Source organism: Rhodopseudomonas sp. B29 (assembly GCF_000333455.1).
GTDB lineage: Bacteria > Pseudomonadota > Alphaproteobacteria > Rhizobiales > Xanthobacteraceae > Rhodopseudomonas.
In genome coordinates this window covers 1-19,469 of the sequence record NZ_BADD01000769.1, presented here as the reverse complement: position 1 = coordinate 19,469, position 19,469 = coordinate 1, and the positions used below count along the sequence as shown (strand labels likewise).

Sequence of the window (19,469 nt, the reverse complement as noted above, 5' to 3'; positions counted from 1 at the left end):
GCGCGTCCGCCGCAAAGAGTTGAAAAATGCCCAACAAGATGCTGATCGACCCCACCCACCCGGAAGAGACCCGGGTGGTCGTGGTCCGCGGCAACCGCGTCGAAGAGTTTGATTTCGAGACTGCTCAGCGCAAACAGCTTCGCGGCAACATCTATCTGGCCAAGGTCACGCGGGTCGAACCGTCGCTGCAGGCCGCCTTCATCGAATACGGCGGCAACCGCCACGGCTTCCTCGCCTTCAGCGAAATCCATCCCGACTACTATCAGATCCCGGTTGCCGATCGGCAGGCGCTGATCGAAGCCGACGAGCGCGCGCATCGCGAAGCCGAAGAGGAAAGCGAGCAGCGCTCCAGCCGCCGCCGCTCCCGGCATCGCAGCCATCGCCGCCGCGGCAGCGGCGACCGCGTGCAGAGCGAGATCGTCGAGGGTGCTGCCCCCGAAGGCGAAGCGGTCGCGGAGGCGCCGCTGCACGATCATGGCGATGAGCATTCCGAACACGCCCATCACGACCACGATCAGCACGACCTCGAGCACGGCGATCACGAGCATCACGACCACGGTGAGCACGAGCACGGCTCCGAGCACGAGCCGCTGATGCACGTGCTGCCGGAGCAGCACGCCCCCGCTCCGGAGCAAGCCGAGACCGAGCACGACCGCGGCCACGAGGTTGAAGCGTCCGCGCCGCAGGCCGTCGCAGAGCAGCCGGCCGCCGAGGCGCCGGCTCAGTTCGATCCCGCCACCGCGATCGCGCCCGTCGTTCCGCAGGCCGACGCGGCGCCCGACGGCTACGCCGAAGACGCGCCCTTCCCGATCGCCGAAGACAATGGCGAAGCCGCAGAGGCCGAGGACGAAGAAGAGGAAGACGAGCACGGCCATGACGCCGATGAGGTCGCCGAGTCCGACACCGACACGGAAGCCGACGACGACGAGGACGAGGACGAAGAAGAGGACGTCGTCGAGTCGGTCGGCGGTGACGACGTGTTGGAGGAAGTGCCGGAGCGCGCCTTCCGTCCGCGCCGTCAGTACAAGATCCAGGAAGTGATCAAACGCCGGCAGGTGATGCTGGTGCAGGTCGTCAAGGAAGAGCGCGGCAACAAGGGTGCGGCGCTGACCACCTATCTGTCGCTGGCCGGCCGTTACGCCGTCTTGATGCCGAACACGGCGCGCGGCGGCGGCATCAGCCGCAAGATCACCTCGGCGCAAGACCGCTCCCGCCTCAAGGAAGTCGTGCAGGACCTCGACGTGCCGGAAGGCATGGGCATCATCCTGCGCACGGCCGGTGCCTCCCGCACCAAGCCGGAGATCAAGCGCGACTTCGAATACCTGATCCGGATGTGGGAAACCGTCCGCGACGTGACGCTGAACTCGCAGGCGCCCAAGCTGGTCTATGAAGAAGGCTCGCTGATCAAGCGCTCGTTGCGCGACCTCTACAACAAGGAAATCGACGAAGTCCTGGTGGCCGGCGAAGCCGGCTATCAGGAGGCCCGCGACTTCATGCACATGCTGATGCCGTCGCAGGTCCGCGCGGTGAAGCTGTATCGCGACGGCCAGCCGCTGTTCTCGCGCATGGGCGTCGAGAGCCAGCTCGACGCGATGTTCTCGCCGACCGTGCAGCTGCGCTCCGGCGGCTACATCGTCATCAACCAGACCGAGGCGCTTGTCTCGATCGACGTCAACTCTGGGCGCTCGACGCGCGAGCATCATATCGAGGACACCGCGCTCAAGACCAACATGGAGGCCGCCGAGGAAGTCGCCCGGCAGCTCCGGCTACGCGACCTCGCCGGCCTGATCGTCATCGACTTCATCGACATGGACGAGAAGCGCAACAACCGCGCGGTCGAGCGTAAGCTCAGCGACTGCCTGCGGCAGGATCGCGCCCGCATCCAGGTCGGCCGCATCTCGCATTTCGGCCTGCTCGAAATGTCGCGCCAGCGCATCCGCGCCAGCGTGCTGGAAAGCTCGACCGAGCCCTGCCCGCATTGCGGCGGCTCCGGTCACGTCCGCTCTGTTTCGTCGGTGGCGTTGCAGCTGCTGCGCGGCCTCGAAGAAATCCTGATGAAGGGCGCGACCCATAATCTCGTGGTCCGCACCCGCACCGACGTCGCGCTCTACGTGCTGAACCAGAAGCGCGGTCACCTGCGCAATCTCGAGACCGGCTTCAAGGTCGCGCTGTCGGTGATCGCCGATCCGACCGTGACAGGTCAGCAGTCCTTTGTGATCGACCGTGGCGAACAGATCCACACGCTGGAAGCCGCCAAGGCGCTGCTCGCTGCCCAGGTCGCGGCATCGCCGCCGCCGGTCGATGAGCCTTACGAGGACGAGGAAGGCTACGAGTTCGAGGCCGAGATCGAGACCGACGAGACGGTCGGTCTTGCCGACGAGCAGAACGGCGAAGCCGCCGAGGGCGAAGGTGACGGCCGCAAGCGCAAGCGGCGCCGTCGGCGTCGGCGGTCGGGCGAAGCCCGCGAAGCCGGTGCTCCGCGCGAGGACGGCGAAGCGCCGCTGGTGCCGGAAGGCACCGAAGGTGTCGCGGAAACCGACGAAGGCGACGAGGCTGGCGAGGAAGACGGCGAGGCTCGGGCCGATCAGCCAGGCAATGGCGAGCGCCGCCCGCGCCGCCGTGGTCGCCGTGGCGGACGTCGTCGGCGCGGTGGCCAGGAAGGCGGACCAGAGGAAGGTGCCGCCGGCTCGATCGGCGACGATCTGAACGAGCCCGAGGAGTCGGAAGCGGCGGAAGCCGTGGCCGATATCGAGGGTGACGCTGAACACCATCACGCCGATCATCGTCACACCGAGCACGAGGCCGTGGCTCATCGCGAAGAGAGCCAGCCGGCCGTCGCAGCAGCAGCAGCGCCACAGCCCGCTGCCGAGGCCGCCGCTCCCCCGGCTGAGCCGGCCCACGAAGAGACTGCCGCCGAAAAGCGTCGCCGATCGACGGTGCGCGAGAAGGTGAATTTCGGTTCGTCCGAGCCGCAACCGGTGGCTTCCACACCGTTGGCAATCACGCCGGAGCCTGAGGCAGCAGCGCCTGCCACGGAGGCCGAGCAGGAGCCGGCAGCCGCACCGCAGGCCGCCCCAGAGCCCGCCGCCCCGCGCCGCGCCGGCTGGTGGTCGCGCCGCTTCGGCGGCGGAAGCTGATCACCACCGCCTCCAGCGATAACAAGCCAATAAAAAACCGCCCGGCCAAAAGCCGGGCGGTTTGCTTTCAGAGCTTGCTGATCGCTCAGCCGGTCGTGACGGCAGTCTCGACGTCGGACGGATCGACGCGGTTGTTCAGCGCGGCCTTGAGTTTGTCGTGATCGAGTTCGCCTTCCCACCACGACACGAACACGGTCGCGACGCCGTTGCCGGTGATGTTGGTGAGCGCGCGGACTTCGCTCATGAACTTGTCGATCGAGAACACGATCGCCATGCCCGGCACCAGCGCGGGATTGACGGCCGCCAGCGTGCCGGCGAGCGTGATGAAGCCGGCGCCGGTGACGCCGCTGGCACCCTTCGAGGTCAGCATCGCCACCAGCAGGATGGCGAGCTGATGCGTGAACGTCAGCTCGACGCCGAGCGCCTGGGCGATGAACAGCGTCGCCAACGTCATGTAGATGTTGGTGCCGTCGAGGTTGAACGAATAGCCGGTCGGCACGACCAAGCCGACGACCGACTTCGAACAGCCGAGCCGCTCGAGCTTCTCCATCAACTGCGGCAGTGCGCTTTCCGACGACGAGGTGCCGAGCACGATCAACAGCTCGTCCTTGATGTAGCCGATGAACTTGAAGATGTTGAAGCCGACGAATTTGGCGATCGCCCCGAGCACGACGAACACGAACAGCGCCGCGGTCGCGTAGAACAGCAGCACCAGGCCGATCAGGTTGCTGAGCGCCGCCGGGCCGTATTTGCCGATGGTGAACGCCATGGCGCCGAACGCGCCGATGGGAGCCGCCTTCATAACGATGGCGATGACGCCGAACACCGCATGGGCGCAATCGTCGATGACGTCGCGGACGCGGTGGCCGCGCTCGCCGAGCGTCAGCAGCGCGAAGCCGAACAGCACAGCGAACAGCAGCACCTGCAGAATGTCGCCCTGGGCAAAGGCGCCGACGACGCTGTCGGGGATGATGTGCAGAACGAAATCGACCGCCTTCATATGGCTGGCCTGATCGACATACTTCGCAACGGCCGCCGCGTCCGGCTTGGCCGCAAGGCCGTGGCCGACCGGAAACAGATTGCCGACGACAAGGCCGATGATCAGCGCGAACGACGACACCACCTCGAAATACACCAGCGCCTTGACGCCGACGCGCCCGACTTTCCGAGCATCCTGGATGTGAGCGATGCCCGACACCACGGTGCAGAAGATGATCGGCGCGATCACCATCTTGATCAGCTTGACGAAGCCGTCACCGAGCGCCTTGATCCATTCGTTGGTGGCGAAGTGCGGTGACAGCCAGCCGATGATCACACCGAGCACGATCGCGAACAGCACCTGCACATAGAGCACTTTGTACCAGGGCTTGGCCTTGGCTCTGATAGTGTCGGGGATGTCACCCGTGCTCGCGGTCATGGCCATAAACTCACTCCATCCAAGTCGGTCTTGATCGGTTCGAATTGTGTCGAGGATCGCGGCACCCAGGAGCCGCTGCAGGAAGGCTCAGCTGCGGCGGTCGGTGAGACGCCGAAAGGCTGGAAGCAGGACCGCTCCCAGGGCATTCTTGACGAGCGAGGCGGCGATGAACGGCGCGACGCCGACGGCCCAGGCTGTGCCGACTCCGAACTGCAGGCCGAACGCCAGCCAGCCGAAGCCACAGCCGAGGATCACCAGATGGCCGATCGCCATGGCGACAAATAGCGTGAGCACCGAGCGGTCGAAGCCACGCTCGGCGACCCAGCCGACAATCGCGGCGGCCGCTACGAAACCGAACAGATAGCCGGCGGTCGGCCCAGTCAACGCCGCGATGCCGGCTGCCGGTCCAGCGAACACAGGCAAACCGAGCGCACCCTCGGCGAGATAGGCCGCCACAGTCACGGCGCCGAGCCGGGAACCGAAGGCAGCACCGATCAGCAGCACGACCAGCGTCTGCAGCGTCATGGGCACTAGCGGCAACGGCAGATTCACCTTGGCCGACAGCACCAACAGCCCTGTCCCGATCAGGACGAGGGCGCCGGACCGCAGCGCCAAAAGGTATGTCCCGCCGTCCCCGGCCGACAAATGCGCGATCAACGGCTTGTGAGACACGACTAAAGTTGGAGGCGCACTCGGCACTGGTTTCTCCACGAACCAACGCAGGACGGCTTCTACCGCCCCGCGAAATTGCGCCTCGTTACGGCGATCGGCTGTCAGAAGCAAGCCACAATGTGGCAAATCAGCGCTGAGCGCTTTTGCCCGCCAGCCACTTGGAGATGCGCGAAACCGCCTCACGCATGTCGTCGGCGGAGCGCGCGTAGGAGAAGCGGACGAAGTCCTTGCCGCGATGTGGATCGAAGTCGGTCCCGGGGGTCGCCGCCACATGCGCTTCGGCCAGCAGCTGCTTCGTGAATTGATAGCTATCCGACGTGAACCGGGAAACGTCGGCGTACAAATAGAAGGCACCGTCGGCAGGCAGAAAGTCCGTCAGTCCAGCGCGGGGCAACCCTTCGATCAGGATACGGCGGTTTTCTTCGTAGCCGTGTTTGACCGCTTCCATTTCCGCCGCGCCGTCGAACGCCGCCTCGGCGGCGATCTGCGACAATGTCGGCACCGAGATCGCGAGGTTCTGCTGCAATCGCTCGATCGGACGAACCAGCGTATCCGGCACCACCATCCAGCCGACGCGCCAGCCGGTCATACAGAAGTACTTCGAAAACGAGTTGATCACCACCGCATTGGCCGACAGCTCCGCCGCAGTGACGGCCGGAAACGCGTAGTCGAGGCCGTGATAGATCTCGTCGGAGATGAAGCGGATGCCCTCGCTCTCGGCGACGGCGATGAGTTCGCTGAGCGCCGCCCGCGTCATCATCGTGCCGGTCGGATTGGCCGGGCTGGCAATCAGCACGCCCTTCAGCGGCGCCTTGCGATGCGCAGCGAGAAGCATCTCGCCCGTGAGCGCGTGGCGCGTGTCACTGTGGGTCTCGATCGGCACCACCTCGCAGCCGAGCGCATTGAGGATGTGGCGGTACGGCGGATAGCCCGGAACCGTCACCGCGACGCGGTCGCCCGGCTCGAACAAAGCGAGGAAAGACAGGATGAAGGCGCCGGACGAACCGGTGGTGACGACGATGCGCGCCGGGTCGACGGCGCAGCCATATGTGTCGCGATAGTGCCGGGCGATCCGCGCCCGCAGCGAGGGAATGCCCAGCGCCGACGTATAGTCGATCCGTGCCTCGTCCAGCGCGCGATGCGCGGCCGCCAGCGCGCTGCGCGGCGCCGGCGCCCAGGGCTGACCCACCTCCATATGGATGACATGACCGCCTTCGGCTTCGATCCGATCGGCCGCCGCCATCACGTCCATCACCATGAAGGGCGGTACTTCACTCCGGGCCGAGGCCGCCAGCAACCGCTGCGCACGGTCGCTCCTGGTCGCATCCGACATCGAAATCTGCTATTTGGCGCGCGACCGTGAACGAACCGCCGCCGCGTTGCTGCCTGATTGTTCGTTGACGACGGGATATCCGGTATTCGAACCTCGGCCAATGCCCAAAGCGACCACCGACCATCTGCCTTGCAGCCGACGCGGGCTCGCGCGCGCCCTCTCCGCTCGTGTGATCGCGGCGCTCACTGCGGCCTCTCTGGCGCTGGCGCCGCTCGGTGCACACGCCCAATCGAGTGGGCCCAAGGGCCCGCCTCTGCTCCGCGACACCGAGACCGAACAGCTGCTGCGCGACTATACACGCCCCATCCTGCGCGCCGCCGGGCTCGAAAAACAGAACATCCAGGTCGTCATCATCAACGATCCGTCGTTCAACGCCTTCGTCGCCGACGGCCACCGCATCTTCGTCAATTACGGCGCGCTGCTGCAGTCGCAGACGCCGAACCAGCTGATCGGTGTGCTGGCGCACGAAACCGGCCACTTGGCCGGCGGCCATTTGTCCAAATTGCGCATCCAGCTCGCCCAGGCCCAGACCCAGATGATCGTGGCGATGCTGCTCGGCGTCGGTGCGATCGTGGCCGGCGCCCGCTCCGGCCCGAACAGCAGCGCCGGCAATATCGGCGCCGCCGCGATCGCGGGTCCGCAGGAAATGATCCGCCGGAACCTACTGTCGTATCAGCGGCAGCAGGAAGAGAACGCCGACCGCGCCGGCGTCAAGTTCCTGACCGCGACCGGTCAGTCGGCCAAAGGCATGTACGAGACGTTCAAGCGTTTCACCGACGAGAGCCTGTTTTCGTCGCGTGGCGCCGACCCGTATGCGCAGTCGCATCCGATGCCGGCCGAGCGCGTCGCCGCGCTCGCCGATCTGGCGCGCTCTAGCCCCTATTGGGACAAGAAGGACGACCCGGCCCTGCAGATGCGCCACGACATGATGCGGGCCAAGGTGTCCGGCTTCATGGAGCGCGCCGACACCGTGTATCGCCGCTACCCGCCCTCCGATAACAGTCTGCCGGCGCGCTACGCCCGCGCCATCGCCACATATCTTCACGGCGATCCACGCTCGGCGCAGGCGCAGATCGACGGGCTGATCCAGGCGCAGCCGAACAATCCCTATTTTTATGAATTGCGTGGCCAGGCGCTGATCGAAGGCGGCAAGCCGGCCGAAGCGATCGCGCCGCTGCGCAAGGCCGTGGCGCTGACGAATGGCGCTCCACTGATCGAGATGATGCTCGGCCAGGCGCTGGTCGCAACCGAGAACAAGGCGACCACGGACGAAGCCGTGCGCATCCTGCGCGCCGCATTGGCGCGCGAGCCGGAAGCTCCGCTCGGCTACATGCAGCTGGCGATGGCCTATGGCCGCCAGGGCAACTACGCCGAAGCCGACTTGGCTTCAGCGCAGGCGGCTTATCTGCGCGGCGACAACAAGACTGCCCGCGAACTCGCCTCCCGTGCCAAGACGCGCTTCCCGGTCGGTTCACCGGGCTGGGTCAAGTCCGACGACATTCTCGCCGCCAAAATGGGCTCCCAGAAGTGAGACAGCGGTGACCAACTGACACGTCGATCACGCCGCCGCGCGAGCGGCTGGATCGCGACAGGCAGCGCCGGTTTGATCGAGATCAAATCCCACATGGTTTGAAATGTCTCCATATTCGAATGCCGCAGGACGCGATCCCGCGCGTGCGGCAGAGAACGGGAGAGACATCCATGATGAAGTCGACCGGAAGTTCTCGCGGTACGCCGCGCAAATTGATCACGCGTGCGCTCGCCAGTGTCGCCCTGCTCGCGATGTACGGCCTGGGCATGATTACCACCACCGGCATCGCTCTGACGGCGACCACTGCACCGGCCCACGCCTGGCGCGGACGCGGGCGTGGGCGCGGCTGGGGCCCCGGCCCGGCGATCGGTCTGGGCGTCGGCGCAGCGATCCTCGGTGGCGCGATCGCGGCCAGCGCAGCGGAAGAAGCACGTCGGCAGGACGCGATCGGCTACTGCATGCGGCGCTATCGCTCGTATAATCCGGAGACGATGACCTTTATCGGCAAGGACGGCTACCAGCATCCCTGCCCGTAAAACAAATCGCATCGGCAACATGCGGTGTGTGTCGCGCATGCACCGCAGCCCTTCCAAAACTCGCCAGCCCTTGATGCGGCGAACGTCGTCCTCACGTGATAGACATCGGCACCGTTGATCGGTCCGGCCTCCAGGCCAGACCTGCGTATGCGTTTTTCAACCAGAGAAGAGGTCTGTCTAAAATGTCACTTCACATCGGCGACGTCGCTCCGGATTTCACCACCGAGACCACCAAGGGCAAGATCTCGTTCCACGAGTGGGCCGGCGACTCCTGGGTGTTCTTCTTCAGCCATCCGGCCGATTTCACCCCGGTCTGCACCACCGAGATGGGCAAGACTGCCAAGCTCGCGCAGCCGTTCGCGTCCCGCAACGTCAAGCCGCTGGGCCTGTCGACCGACCACGTGTCCGAGCATCTGAAGTGGATCGCCGACGTCAACGACACCCAGCAGACCGACCTGCAGTTTCCGATCGTTGCCGATCCGGAGCTGAAAGTGGCCAAGCTCTACGACATGATCCACCCGAACCAGAGCGACACAGCGGCGGTCCGTTCGGTGTTCATCATCGATCCGAAGAAGAAGATCCGGCTGACCATGACCTACCCGATGAATGTCGGGCGCAATTTCGACGAGATCCTGCGGGTGATCGACGCGTTGCAAATGGCCGACAAGTACACCGTCGCGGCGCCCGCCGACTGGCGCCCCGGCGACAAGGTGATCATCCCGCTGTCGCTTCAAGGCGACGCCGCCAAGAAGGCCTTCCCGCAGGGCTGGGAAGAACCCCGCCCCTACCTACGGCTGACAACCGTCAAGTAACGCAGCGTCTCACGGCACGAACCGGCGCTCTGATCGAGCGCCGGTTTTCCGCGTCTGCGGCCGCTGGACTCGGCTCCCTGACCAAAACGTGTTCATAAAATCCGCGTATTTGGGCCAGAAAAGCGTTATGAAGCGTACGAATCCAGCATTTTGACTGACTTGTAAGGAATCTTCATGCCGCCGTTCCGTCTGATCGCCGCCGCCGCGCTCGTGCTTTCCGTCGCCGTCGCGCCGGGACTCGCCTCGGCGCAAAAGTTCAACGACGAGCAGCGCGGCCAGATCGAAACGATCATCAAGGAATATCTGGTCAGTCATCCCGAAGTGCTTGAAGAAGCCTCCGAAGAGCTCAGCAAACGGCAGGCGCAGGCCGCCGCCGAGAAGCACCAGTCCGCCATCAAGGACAACGCCGACACCATCTTCAACTCGCCGCGCGGCGTGACGCTGGGCAACAAGAACGGCGACGTCACCTTCGTCGAGTTCTTCGATTACAACTGCGGCTACTGCAAGCGGGCGATGTCCGACATGCTGGAGCTGATGAAAGACGACCCCAAGCTCAAGGTCGTGCTCAAGGAATTCCCGGTGCTCGGCCCCGGCTCGGTCGAAGCCGCACAGGTTGCCGTGGCAGTGCGGATGCAGGATCCGGGTGGCAAGAAGTATCTCGACTTCCACCAGAAGCTGCTCGGCGGCCGCGGTCAGGCCGACAAGGCGCGCGCGATGGCGGCGGCCAAGGACGCCGGCCTCGATATGGCAAAGCTCGAGAAGGACATGGCGAGCCCGGAAGTTCGCGCGACCATCGAAGAGAATTTCAAGCTCGCCGAAGCCATGGGCATGAACGGGACGCCGAGCTACGTGATCGGCAAGCAGGTCGTGGTCGGCGCCGTCGGTCTCGACACGCTGCGTGAGAAGGTCGCCATGGCCCGTTGTGGCAAGGCGCAGTGCTCCTGATACAGTCGCCGATAAGCTAGAGCCGCCTCGATTGCTGACGAGGCGTTAGCAAGTTCGCAGAGACGCTTGTTACGACGGAAACTCGCCCTCGGCCGCGTGAATGCGGTCGGCGTGCAGCGACCAATGGTCGACGCGTTCGATCTCGCAAAATCTCTGTTTGGCGATCTCGATGGCCGATGCACTGTCGTCGGCTTCGATATCGAGCAGGCTTTGGCAAATCTCGGCGTGGCGACCGTTGTCGCCCAGAATGTCCTTCAGGAAGCGCACGACATAATGTGCCATGGAACCTCCGTGTGTGAGATCGGCCCCCGCCGATATGTCTCGTTGCAACGAGTGTAGTCCTCTCGCCGCGCGAGCGCCAACAAACTCGCCGTGAAAGAGTTCAACCGGGAACTCACCTCAGAAGTGCGGGTTTGATGCGCGGGCAGAGACAACGAGGGAGAGAGGCCATGACCAATCGCTTACTTATTTCTGTCGCCGCAGCTGCGCTGCTCGCCGGCGGCGTCGCCGCGAATGCGCAGAACCCGGGCTCGATGGGCGGCTCCGCTCAGGGTTCCGGCACGAACTCGACCACCGAGCGCAGCAACGGTTCCACCGGCGGCGAGATGCGCAATCGATCGCCGGAAACTGCTTCGCCAAGCAGCACAAGCAAATCGTCCGACTCGGACAAGGCCGTGCCGTCCGGCCGTCAGGCTCAGGAGTCGCCGAAGGCCGGCATGGTGGACTCCAAGTCCGACATGAAGCGCAATGCCGGAAACGACCGCGACGGCTCGTCCACGACCACCACCGGCCAGGCCGGCGGTCGCGCCGGTCTGTCGACCGAGCAGCGCACCAAGATCACCACCGTCATCCGCAAGGAGCGGGTGGCGCCGGTGGCAAACGTCAACTTCTCGATCTCGGTCGGCACCCGCGTGCCCCGCGAGGTTCATTTCCACCGCCTGCCGACCGAAATCGTGTCGATCTATCCGGATTGGCGCGGGTACGAGTTCTTCCTGGTCCGGGACCAGATCGTCGTGGTCAATCCCGACACGCTGGAAATCGTCGCCGTGCTCGACGCCTGACCGGCCGCTGATCTTTGTCCCGAGCCAAGGGGTGGCCGCTGGCTGCCCCTTTTCGTTTGGTGCCGACGGGTGCCCATGCGACCAATTTGCACGATACGGCGGGCACTTGCGGCATCATGCTGACGCATTTTGTTCGCCGTCCGGCATTTCGGCCGCCTTTTTGCTGCGATGGCGTGCCATCCTCGCCCAAAGCATCAGCCGATTGATGCGGATTTGAGCCGTTGAGGCTTCCCCTCCGGGCCGAGGTTACCTATAACGCCCGGCAATCAGGTGAATTTCGCCCGAATCCCGACAGCGGAAGCATCCTCCAAATCCGGACCGCCGATCGGCCGGACGAGCCCCGCGAATGTCATTGCCGGAAGACGGATGCCCCAGACGATTTACGTGCTGAACGGCCCGAACCTCAATCTCCTCGGGACCAGGGAGCCGGCGATCTATGGCCATGCGACATTGGCCGACGTCGAGCGGCTGTGCGCCGAGACGGCTTCGTCGGTCGGCGTCACCGCGGTGTGTCGGCAATCCAATCACGAAGGCCAGTTGATCGACTGGATTCACGAAGCCCGCGACAAGCAAGTCTCAGGCATCGTCATCAACGCGGGCGCCTACACCCACACCTCGATCGCGCTGCATGACGCGCTGGTCGGCGTCCAGATCCCCACGGTCGAGGTCCACGTCTCCAACGTGTTCGCCCGCGAAGACTTCCGCCACCACTCGTTCATCGCCAAAGCCGCCTTTGCCAGCCTGTGCGGCTTTGGGATCGATGGCTATCGGCTGGCCATCACCGGCCTCGCCGCAAAAATCTCGGCTAGCTCAAAGAGCTGACCCTGCACCTTCACTCGAAACATTTGGATTCGACATCATGGCCCGCCAGCCCGAAGACAAAGCCGCCGCCAAGCCGAAACAAGGGCAGTCGGCCGACGACAGCGCCCTGATCCGCGAGCTGGCCCTGCTGCTCGACGAGACCAACCTCACCGAGATCGAGATCGAGCGCGCCGGCCTGCGCGTCCGCGTAGCCCGCAACGTCAGCATCGCCGCTTCGGTCCCGACCGCCTACGCCCCCGCGCCTGCGGCGATCGCAGCGCCGCCGAGCGGCTCGCCTGTCGCACCCGCCGCGCCGGATTTCTCCAAGCACCCGGGCGCGGTGCCGTCGCCGATGGTCGGCACGGTCTATGTCGCGTCCGAGCCCGGCGCCAAGCCGTTCATCGATGTCGGTAGCCGCGTCTCGGCCGGCGAGACGCTGTTCATCATCGAAGCCATGAAGACGATGAACCAGATCCCGTCGCCCCGCGCCGGCACCGTCACGCAGATCCTCGTCGAAGACGGCCAGCCGGTCGAATTCGGCGAGCCGCTCGTGGTGATCGAGTAACAAATATCGATCGGTGACGAGCCTATGGCGCGCGGAGTTTCGCCTCCCGCTTTCGGCTCCTCACCTTTCGCCCTTTCGGCCTCTCAACCTGGTGGCCCCGATGTTTGATAAAATCCTCATTGCTAATCGCGGCGAGATCGCGCTCCGCGTGCTGCGCGCCTGCAAGGAGCTCGGCATCGCGACGGTGGCGATCCACTCCACCGCCGACGCCGACGCCATGCATGTCCGCCTCGCCGACGAAAGCGTCTGCATCGGACCGCCGCCGTCCAAGGACAGCTACCTCAACATTCCGTCGCTGCTGGCAGCGTGCGAAATCACCGGCGCCGATGCGGTGCATCCCGGCTACGGCTTCCTGTCGGAAAACGCCCGCTTCGCCGAGATCCTCGCCGACCACAATCTCGGCTTCATCGGCCCGAAGGCCGAACACATCCGGCTGATGGGCGACAAGATCGAGGCCAAGAAGACCGCCAAACGCCTCGGCATCCCGGTCGTGCCGGGCTCTGACGGCGCCGTCGGCCCCGACGACGATGCGATGGCGATCGCCCAGGAAATCGGCTTCCCGGTGTTGGTCAAAGCCGCCGCGGGCGGCGGCGGACGCGGCATGAAGGTCGCGCACACCGCCGACGATCTGGCGATGGCGATTTCCACCGCCGGCAACGAAGCCAAGTCGGCTTTCGGCGACGCCTCGGTCTATCTTGAAAAATATCTGCAGAAGCCGCGCCACATCGAAATCCAGGTGCTCGGCGATGGCCGCGGCGGCGCCATCCATCTCGGCGAGCGTGACTGCTCGCTGCAGCGTCGGCACCAGAAGGTCTGGGAGGAAGGCCCCTCGCCGGTCATCAGCCCGGAGGCGCGCGCCCGCATCGGCGGCATCTGCGCCAAGGCGATGCAGGACATGCAGTATCTCGGCGTCGGGACGATCGAATTCCTGTACGAGGACGGTGAGTTCTACTTCATCGAAATGAACACCCGGATCCAGGTCGAGCACCCGGTGACCGAAGCCATCACCGGCCTCGACCTCGTGCTGGAACAGATCCGCATCGCCGCCGGCGGCGATCTGCCGGTGACGCAGGACGAGGTCACCCTGACCGGCCACGCCATCGAGTGCCGCGTCAATGCCGAGAACCCGGTCACCTTCCGGCCCTCCCCAGGCAAGATTCAGAGCTATCACCCGCCCGGTGGCCTTGGAATCCGCATCGATTCCGCTGTCTATCAGGGCTACACCATCCCGCCCTATTACGACTCGCTGGTCGGCAAGCTCATCGTCCACGGCAAGACCCGCGGTGAATGCCTGATGCGGCTGCGCCGGGCGCTCGACGAGATGGTGGTCGACGGCATCGAAACGACTCTCCCGCTGTTCCGGGCCCTCGTCCGCGAGCCCTCGATCATCGACGGCGACTACCATATCCACTGGCTGGAGCAGTACCTCGCTGCCGGCGATACCAAAGTTTAATTCCCGAGGGGCGCGGAACTTTTTCGCCAGGGCGGCGTTGGATCACGTTTTCGCGGTTATGTTGGGTTCCCTGCGGGACCGACCGGCGCGAATGCGGGGGATAGCTTGCTGGTTTCCATAGGCTTGAAGGACGCGCGGTGACGACCGAAGCCGCGCGTCGACGCGCATTTTTTCAGATTACGCTGCTCAGCCTCGCCTTCCTGGTGCTGGTGGTGATTGCGGTCGCGTCGTTCTACTGGCTGCAGAAGGCCCGTGAGGACTCGGCCTGGGTCGCTCATACGCTGGAAGTCCAGAACCAGATCTCGCTGGCACAGCTGCAAATGCGACGTGCCGAAAGCGCCGAGCGCGGCTATGTCCTGCTGCGCCAGGAAGATTTCGCGCAGGAATGTATCGAAGCCTCCGAGCAGGTGCTGCCCCTGCTGGATAAATTGAAAGGCTTGGTCGCCGACAACAGCGTGCAACGGCCGCTGATCGACGAGGTCCTTCAGCGCTCCGAGTCACGGCTCGGGCTGTTCAAGCGCGTGATCGACCTGGCTCGCCAGGACCGCACCGATGATGCTCGCGCTCTCATCCGGGACAGTGGCGGCCGTGAGTCGATGGCCCGCATCCGCGACATGATGGACCAGATGCGGACGGAAGAGGAGCGCCTCTTCCGGTATCGCACTTCGGAAGCGGACCGCAGCCAGTCACTGGCGACGATCGTCACCACGATAGGTTCGGCGGTTGTTCTGCTGCTCGCCGGCATGTCGATCTTCCTGGTGCGGACCTCGGCGAAGGCGCGCGACGTCGCCGAAGCGCAGCTTCGTGAGAACAACCTCAACCTTGAGTCCACGGTCGAGACCCGCACTGCCGACCTGCGCGAGGCCAACGAAGAGATCCAGCGTTTCGCCTACATCGTCAGCCACGATTTGCGCTCGCCGCTGGTCAACATCATGGGCTTCACCAGCGAGCTCGAAGAGCTGCGCGGCGACATCTTCCGGCGGATCGCAACGCTCAGCCGCGAGGTCGCCGACAAGCAAAACGCCCAGAACGCCGACAGCGACGGCGAGGCGGAACTGGAAGCGCCCGACAAGCAATTGTCGGAGGATTTCACCGAAGCGCTCGGCTTCATCAAATCCTCGATCGGCAAGATGGACCGGCTGATCAGCGCGATCCTCAACCTCACCCGCGAAGGCCGCCGCGAGTTCCAGCCGGTGCCGATCGATACCCGCGAGCTGATCGAGAACATCGTCTCGACCGTCGCCCACCAGGCGGCCGAGGCCGAGGCGCAAATCCGGATCGAGCCACTACCGGAGATCGTCAGCGACCGTCTGGCGCTGGAGCAGATCTTCTCTAATTTGATCGACAATGCCCTGAAGTATCTGCGGCACGGCGTGCCCGGCGACATCACCATCCGCGGCCGCCAGAAGCTCGGCTTCGTGATTTTCGAGATCGCCGATAACGGTCGCGGCATCGATCCCAAGGATCACCAGAGAATCTTTGATCTTTTCCGCCGTGCCGGTACACAGGACCGACCCGGCCAGGGGATCGGACTGGCCCATGTCCGCGCGCTGGTGCGGCGTCTCGGCGGAACCATGTCGGTGTCCTCGGCGCTCGGCCAGGGCTCGACCTTCACTATCACTCTGCCGGCCAGATGGTCCGGTGCGAAAGGGAACTCGCGCGTATGAGTCAGCCAGTCACCATCATCATGATCGAGGACGACGAGGGCCACGCCCGTCTGATCGAGCGCAACATCCGCCGCTCGGGCGTGAATAACGAGATCATCCCGTTCACGTCGGGTACAGCTGCGTTGAACTATCTGTTCGGCGACGACGGTCAGGCCACCCACAACAAGCACAGGGCATTGCTGGTGCTGCTCGACCTCAACCTGCCCGATGCCAGCGGCATCGACATCCTGCGCAAGATCAAGGAAAACGACCATCTCAAGACCACACCGGTCGTGGTGTTGACCACGACCGACGACGCCCACGAGATCAAACGCTGCTATGAGCTGGGCTGCAACGTCTACATCACCAAGCCGGTGAACTACGAGAGCTTCGCCAATGCGATCCGGCAGCTCGGACTTTTCTTCTCGGTCATCCAGGTGCCCGAAGCCTCCACATGAACAGGCAACCACCCACCCTGCTCTATATCGATGACGACGAGGCGCTGGGCCGACTGGTCCGGCGCGGCCTCGAGCGGCAGGGTTTCCGCGTCGAATACGTCTCCAGCGGCGAAGCCGGGCTGACCCGGCTGCAGCAGAGCGGCATCGACGTGGTGGCGCTCGATCAGTACATGCCCGGCCTCGACGGCCTCGAGACGCTGGAGCAGATCCAGAACATCCCCGACCCGCCGCCTGTGGTGTTCGTCACCGCCTCGCAGGATTCCAGCATCGCCGTCACTGCGCTGAAGGCCGGCGCGGCCGACTATCTGGTCAAGGATACCCAGGGCGAATTCATCCCGCTGCTGCAGGTCGCCGCCGAACAGGCGGTGCGCCAGGCCATCATTCGCAAGGCGCGCGACGATGCCGAGGCCGAAGTCCGCGCCTCGCGCGACCGCTACGCTGCGCTGGCTGCCGAACGCGAAGTCCTGCTGCGCGAGGTCAATCACCGCGTCGGCAACTCGCTGCAGATCATCGCCTCGCTGCTGCATCTGCAGGCCTCGTCCAGCAAGCAGGAAGAGGTCAAGGCGGCGCTCACCAACGCCATGGGCCGCGTCGCCGCGGTCGCCCAGGTGCATCGCAGGCTCTACACCTCGCACGACCTCAAGAGCGTCACGCTCAATCAATATCTGGAATCTCTGCTCGAGGATCTGCGCCGCTCCGCCGAGGGCAACCGCATGTCGCGGCTGACGCTGCAGGCCGATGCCATCGAGATCGATCCGGACCGCGCGGTCGCGATAGGCATCATCGTCAACGAGCTGGTGATGAACGCCGTCAAATACGCCTACCCGGACGGCAGCGGTCCGATCCATGTCGAGCTCACCGGCCGAGGTGACAACCTCGAATTGGCGATTGTCGACGACGGCGTCGGCCTTGCCGTGAAGGCCAATCCGCAATCGACCGGTATGGGCCAGCGTATCGTCTCGGCCATGGCGCAAAAGCTGGAGGCCAGCTTCGAGCGCGATCCCAACCATAGCGGCACCCGCATGGTGCTCCGCTTCCGACGAACCGACGCACCGACCACGCATCCGGCTCCAGCCGCCGCGTGACGGTTGGTCGTCGATTTTCAGCACCGATCGAGTTCCTGCTCGGCTAGATTGGCGCCGCTTTGCGCGTCCTGGCGACCGCGTCTTCACATCCGAGAGCTTTGCCTTGCTACCCTGGATCCATCTGGCCACCGCGAAGATCCCCGGCGGCGACGAATTGCGGCTGATGCAACGCGGCGAGGAATTCTCGATCCGGCTCGGCACCAATGAATTGATGAACAGCCGGCTCGGCGGCTCCGAGGAGGCGCTGGCCACCCTCGCCTGCCAAAAACTGGCGGGACGGCGTAAGCCGCGGGTGCTGATCGGCGGCCTCGGCATGGGCTTCACGCTGCGCGCCGCGCTGAAAGTTTTCGGCGACGATGCCGACATCGTCGTGGCCGAGCTGGTGCCCGAAGTCGTCGCGTGGGGCCGCGGCGCCATGGCGGCGCTTTACGGCGACAGCCTCGGCGATCCGCGCATCACCATCATCGAACGCGACGTCGGCGAACTGATACGTGCCTCCGCCGGCGGCTACGACGCTATTCTGCTCGACGTCGACAATGGCCCTGAAGGCCTGTCCCGTCCCGCCAACGATCAGCTCTACGACGCTCGCGGCCTTGCCGCGGCGCGCGCGGCGCTACGTGCAGGAGGCGTGTTGGCGGTCTGGTCGTCGGGGCCGCACGACGGGTTTACGCGCCGCCTGGAGCGCAGCGGCTTTGCCGTCAACGAGGTGCCGGTGCGCGCGGTCGCCAAGCGAACCGGCTCGCGGCATTGGATCTGGCTGGCCATCCGAACCTGATCCACGCCTGGCGCCTGTGGTCACCGTCGACCAATGAAGGGGCCGATGTGTAACAAACCGAGCCGTCACCACCTTGCCATTTTGTCGCACCTCGGGCAGCTTCCGCGCGCTCGCCGCCGCACGCCGGTTCGGCCAGAACAGCGGAAGAAACGCCTTTGAACGCCCTGCCTCCCCGCGGCACAGCGCTGCCACCCGCGACGTTGCCGCACACCGTTGAGCTTCAGTCGGCCCAGGCCTGCACCACGACGAGGCGGCCGTGACTCCGCTTCTCGTTTTCGGCATCCCGCTCGACTTCATCCTGTTCGGCGCGACTCTGCTCGGCGTCGCGATCTTTCATCGCCACACGCTGCTGATCGCGCTGGTCGGGCTCGCCACCGTCACCGGCTACAAGCTGCTGTTCGCCGGCTTCAAGACCGGGCCGGGCATCGGCGGCCTGTTGCTGCATATCGAGCACGAGTGGGTGACGCTGGCGAACCTGTTCCTGCTGCTGATGGGCTTCGCACTGCTGTCGGCGCATTTCGAAAAATCGCGCATTCCCGACGAGATGCCGGCGTTCCTGCCCGACGACTGGAAGGGCCCGGTGGTGCTGCTCGGCATGGTGTTCGTGCTGTCGAGCTTTCTCGACAACATCGCCGCCGCCTTGATCGGCGGCATGGTGGCGCGTCACGTGTTTCGCGGCCGAGTGCATATCGGCTATCTCGCTGCGATCGTGGCGGCATCCAACGCCGGCGGCTCCGGCAGCGTGGTCGGCGACACCACCACCACAATGATGTGGATCGCCGGCGTCAGTCCGCTGCACGTGGTCGAGGCCTATATCGCGGCGGGCATCGCCCTGCTCTTGTTCGCCGTGCCGGCGTCGATCCAACAGCAACGGTTCTCGCCGATCGTCAAAGATGCGCCGAGTGGGCTGACGATCGAATGGGTGCGGGTCGGCATCGTCGCCGCGATCCTGATCGCCGCCCTCACCGCGAATGTCGTGGCCAACACCAGGTTTCCGGCTTTGCTCGATCAGGTGCCGGTGCTGGGCCTTGCGGTGTGGGCGGTGCTGCTGCTGACCGCACCGCTCCGCCGGCCCGACTGGAGCGTCTTGCCTTCGACTTCATGGGCACGATTTTTTTGCTCGCGCTAGTCACGGCGGCGTCGATGATGCCGGTCGATCAATTGCCGGCGGCAGGCTGGCAGACCGCGCTCGGCCTCGGCTTCGTCTCGGCTGGCTTCGACCACATCCCGCTGACGGCGCTG

General features: G+C 65.0%; 17 protein-coding genes and 1 pseudogene. 14 read left to right on the top strand and 4 right to left on the bottom strand.

Annotation, left to right across the window (positions count from 1 at the left end; genetic code table 11):
• Nucleotides 1–26 precede the first annotated feature (26 nt).
• A complete protein-coding gene (locus I5M_RS27765) occupies nucleotides 27–3,137 on the top strand; it encodes a ribonuclease E/G (protein ID WP_022724386.1) in 3,111 nt (1,036 codons plus the stop codon).
• An 85-nt stretch (nucleotides 3,138–3,222) separates the two neighbouring features.
• On the opposite strand, the gene I5M_RS27760 is transcribed toward I5M_RS27765, so the two are convergent.
• The 3 genes from I5M_RS27760 to I5M_RS27750 all read right to left on the bottom strand — a co-directional run bounded on the left by I5M_RS27760 (nucleotide 3,223) and on the right by I5M_RS27750 (nucleotide 6,559).
• The gene (locus tag I5M_RS27760; RefSeq protein WP_022724385.1) at nucleotides 3,223–4,560 is read right to left on the bottom strand and encodes a dicarboxylate/amino acid:cation symporter; all 1,338 of its coding nucleotides are present in this window, start codon (nucleotides 4,558–4,560) and stop codon (nucleotides 3,223–3,225) included.
• A gap of 81 nt (nucleotides 4,561–4,641) precedes the next feature.
• Nucleotides 4,642–5,169: a biotin transporter BioY gene (locus I5M_RS27755; protein WP_022724384.1), complete on the bottom strand. Its 528-nt coding sequence runs from the start codon at nucleotides 5,167–5,169 to the stop codon at nucleotides 4,642–4,644.
• A 184-nt stretch (nucleotides 5,170–5,353) separates the two neighbouring features.
• The gene (locus tag I5M_RS27750) at nucleotides 5,354–6,559 is read right to left on the bottom strand and encodes a pyridoxal phosphate-dependent aminotransferase (protein ID WP_022724383.1); all 1,206 of its coding nucleotides are present in this window, start codon (nucleotides 6,557–6,559) and stop codon (nucleotides 5,354–5,356) included.
• Nucleotides 6,560–6,659: 100 nt separating this feature from the next.
• On the opposite strand from I5M_RS27750, the gene I5M_RS27745 reads away from it, so the two are divergent.
• From I5M_RS27745 to I5M_RS27730, 4 genes are all read left to right on the top strand, one after another.
• Complete coding sequence (locus I5M_RS27745) at nucleotides 6,660–8,090, top strand: M48 family metalloprotease (RefSeq protein WP_022724382.1); 1,431 nt, start codon at nucleotides 6,660–6,662, stop codon at nucleotides 8,088–8,090.
• Between the two features lie 170 nt (nucleotides 8,091–8,260).
• Nucleotides 8,261–8,626 (top strand): BA14K family protein, encoded by a 366-nt coding sequence (locus I5M_RS27740; RefSeq protein WP_022724381.1) that lies wholly within the window; start codon nucleotides 8,261–8,263, stop codon nucleotides 8,624–8,626.
• A 182-nt stretch (nucleotides 8,627–8,808) separates the two neighbouring features.
• On the top strand, nucleotides 8,809–9,438 hold the full coding sequence (locus tag I5M_RS27735) for a peroxiredoxin (RefSeq protein ID WP_022724380.1): 630 nt from the start codon (nucleotides 8,809–8,811) through the stop codon (nucleotides 9,436–9,438).
• A gap of 174 nt (nucleotides 9,439–9,612) precedes the next feature.
• A complete protein-coding gene (locus I5M_RS27730; protein WP_022724379.1) occupies nucleotides 9,613–10,383 on the top strand; it encodes a DsbA family protein in 771 nt (256 codons plus the stop codon).
• 69 nt (nucleotides 10,384–10,452) lie between these two features.
• Here I5M_RS27730 and I5M_RS27725 read toward each other — a convergent pair whose 3' ends face one another.
• On the bottom strand, nucleotides 10,453–10,665 hold the full coding sequence (locus tag I5M_RS27725) for a hypothetical protein (RefSeq protein ID WP_022724378.1): 213 nt from the start codon (nucleotides 10,663–10,665) through the stop codon (nucleotides 10,453–10,455).
• Between the two features lie 167 nt (nucleotides 10,666–10,832).
• Between I5M_RS27725 and I5M_RS27720 the strand changes: the two genes are divergently transcribed.
• The 9 genes and pseudogenes from I5M_RS27720 to I5M_RS30750 form a co-directional block, all read left to right on the top strand.
• A complete protein-coding gene (locus I5M_RS27720; RefSeq protein ID WP_022724377.1) occupies nucleotides 10,833–11,444 on the top strand; it encodes a DUF1236 domain-containing protein in 612 nt (203 codons plus the stop codon).
• Nucleotides 11,445–11,810: 366 nt separating this feature from the next.
• A complete protein-coding gene (gene aroQ / locus I5M_RS27715; RefSeq protein WP_022724376.1) occupies nucleotides 11,811–12,266 on the top strand; it encodes a type II 3-dehydroquinate dehydratase in 456 nt (151 codons plus the stop codon).
• A gap of 37 nt (nucleotides 12,267–12,303) precedes the next feature.
• On the top strand, nucleotides 12,304–12,810 hold the full coding sequence (gene accB, locus I5M_RS27710; protein WP_022724375.1) for an acetyl-CoA carboxylase biotin carboxyl carrier protein: 507 nt from the start codon (nucleotides 12,304–12,306) through the stop codon (nucleotides 12,808–12,810).
• A gap of 100 nt (nucleotides 12,811–12,910) precedes the next feature.
• Nucleotides 12,911–14,263 carry an acetyl-CoA carboxylase biotin carboxylase subunit gene (accC, locus tag I5M_RS27705; RefSeq protein ID WP_022724374.1) on the top strand — a complete coding sequence of 451 codons (1,353 nt, stop codon included), beginning with the start codon at nucleotides 12,911–12,913 and terminating at the stop codon, nucleotides 14,261–14,263.
• 137 nt (nucleotides 14,264–14,400) lie between these two features.
• Nucleotides 14,401–15,930: a CHASE3 domain-containing protein gene (locus tag I5M_RS27700; protein ID WP_022724373.1), complete on the top strand. Its 1,530-nt coding sequence runs from the start codon at nucleotides 14,401–14,403 to the stop codon at nucleotides 15,928–15,930.
• A complete protein-coding gene (locus I5M_RS27695) occupies nucleotides 15,927–16,367 on the top strand; it encodes a response regulator (RefSeq protein ID WP_022724372.1) in 441 nt (146 codons plus the stop codon). The genes I5M_RS27700 and I5M_RS27695 overlap by 4 nt, the downstream gene beginning before the upstream one ends.
• Complete coding sequence (locus tag I5M_RS27690; RefSeq protein WP_022724371.1) at nucleotides 16,364–17,452, top strand: sensor histidine kinase; 1,089 nt, start codon at nucleotides 16,364–16,366, stop codon at nucleotides 17,450–17,452. The genes I5M_RS27695 and I5M_RS27690 overlap by 4 nt, the downstream gene beginning before the upstream one ends.
• Nucleotides 17,453–17,555: 103 nt before the next feature.
• On the top strand, nucleotides 17,556–18,227 hold the full coding sequence (locus I5M_RS27685) for a spermidine synthase (RefSeq protein ID WP_022724370.1): 672 nt from the start codon (nucleotides 17,556–17,558) through the stop codon (nucleotides 18,225–18,227).
• 256 nt (nucleotides 18,228–18,483) lie between these two features.
• Nucleotides 18,484–19,469: pseudogene (locus tag I5M_RS30750) on the top strand (citrate transporter); the annotation flags it as partial.